This window comes from Pseudomonas sp. PNPG3, assembly GCF_023093815.1.
Lineage (GTDB): Bacteria > Pseudomonadota > Gammaproteobacteria > Pseudomonadales > Pseudomonadaceae > Aquipseudomonas > Aquipseudomonas asiatica.
Genome location: NZ_JALLKV010000127.1, coordinates 1 through 1,283 on the forward strand (window position 1 = coordinate 1; position 1,283 = coordinate 1,283).

The 1,283-nt window shown below is 60.9% G+C and carries 2 protein-coding genes; both read left to right on the top strand.

The window, feature by feature from the left end; translation table 11 throughout:
- Positions 1-359: 359 nt before the first annotated feature.
- Complete coding sequence (locus MJ643_RS30355) at positions 360-623, top strand: hypothetical protein (RefSeq protein ID WP_137138119.1); 264 nt, start codon at positions 360-362, stop codon at positions 621-623.
- A gap of 242 nt (positions 624-865) precedes the next feature.
- The gene (locus tag MJ643_RS30360; protein WP_023662106.1) at positions 866-1,072 is read left to right on the top strand and encodes a hypothetical protein; all 207 of its coding nucleotides are present in this window, start codon (positions 866-868) and stop codon (positions 1,070-1,072) included.
- Positions 1,073-1,283: the final 211 nt, after the last annotated feature.

Consider the following 1,283-nt stretch of genomic DNA (forward strand, 5'->3'; position numbering starts at 1 on the left):
GCCCGCCAGGCCGGGGCCGAAAAGGCAGTAGGCGAGGCTAAAGCCAGCGCAGATATCGACTATGCCGCGGCGAACCGGCTACAGCAGGAGCGCACCGGTGGCGACAAGTGCGCTGCCGCGACCTCGATCATCGATAAGGAGCTTGGGCTATGACGGTGGTGGTGAACTCTCTGACCTGTAGGAGCGAAATGGACATTTTCTGGCATGCGCGCCGCGTAATACGTGGCCTTGCCTGTGGGAGCGGGTGGTGGTGGCGTGGCCCTGCAGGGGCAACGAAAAAGTGCAGGAGTAACGAAAATGTGCAGGTGCGGCAAAAATGTGCAGGTCGTGCAGGAGCGGCAGGTGGCGCCGGCCGAACCCTGCGAGGGGGTGTGGTTCTTGCAGGGATAGCGCTGCTGGCTGCCTGTGCAGGGAGGGGAGAGCCCCAGGTCCAGTACGTGCGCGTTGAGGTGCCAGTGCAGGTGCCATGCCGGGCACCGGAGGTAGCGGTACCGCCCTGGGCTGCTGCCGGCCTGCGCAAGATCGACAGCCTGGAGGTGAAGGTGAGGGCATTGCTGGCTGAACGACGGCAGCGAATGGGGTATGAAAAGGAGCTTGAGGCAGCTGTATCTGCCTGTCGTTGAGCCTGGCCTGCGAGGCTGTGGTTGAACGGATGAAGAGGCCGTAGATGACCCGCAGAAAAAACGAAGCCCTGGATGCTGGTGTCCAGGGCTTCTAGCTATCTTGGTCCCTATGAATGGCAAGCTAGCGTAGCCAGATCGTACCAGCGTGAGACCCCAGAGTCACTAGTGCTCCTGTTCTAACCACACGCAACGCGTCCTATACTCTGTCCTTCAAGTGATGGCCTTCTCAGGATGGAACCCCGATGAAGTGTAAGCCGCCGATCCTTTACCCTGACCACCCCATGTACACCGACGCCGTGGACGCCATGAGGCGTTATCACGAGGCCCAGGGAGCCGGCAGGCCAGCCGATGAAGTCGAGCGGTTGCGCTTGATCGCTGAGTCGCAGTTCCAGGCGGTCACCGACTATCAGCTCAAAGCGTTAGGCGGCCCTGCTGGCCCGGTTCACTAATTGGGCCGCATGCGTCGATCTCCTAACTGAGCAAGCAATCGTAGTCCGCCGGGCGGTACTGGCGCGATTGCTTTGCCTGATGCTGAAATACTGTATCCATATACAGTGTCTGGTGCAGCATGTACTTCCTCCTCGTTCGCCGCCGCGTGAATGGCGTGGCCATCCCTTCCGATCAGCTCAGGAAGATCCAGCCCCTGCGGGCCGACATCCA

Coding starts and splice junctions, on each gene's coding strand:
- MJ643_RS30360 (WP_023662106.1), top strand. CDS start 866: ATGAAGTGTAAGCCGCCGATCCTTTACCCTGACCACCCCATGTACACC.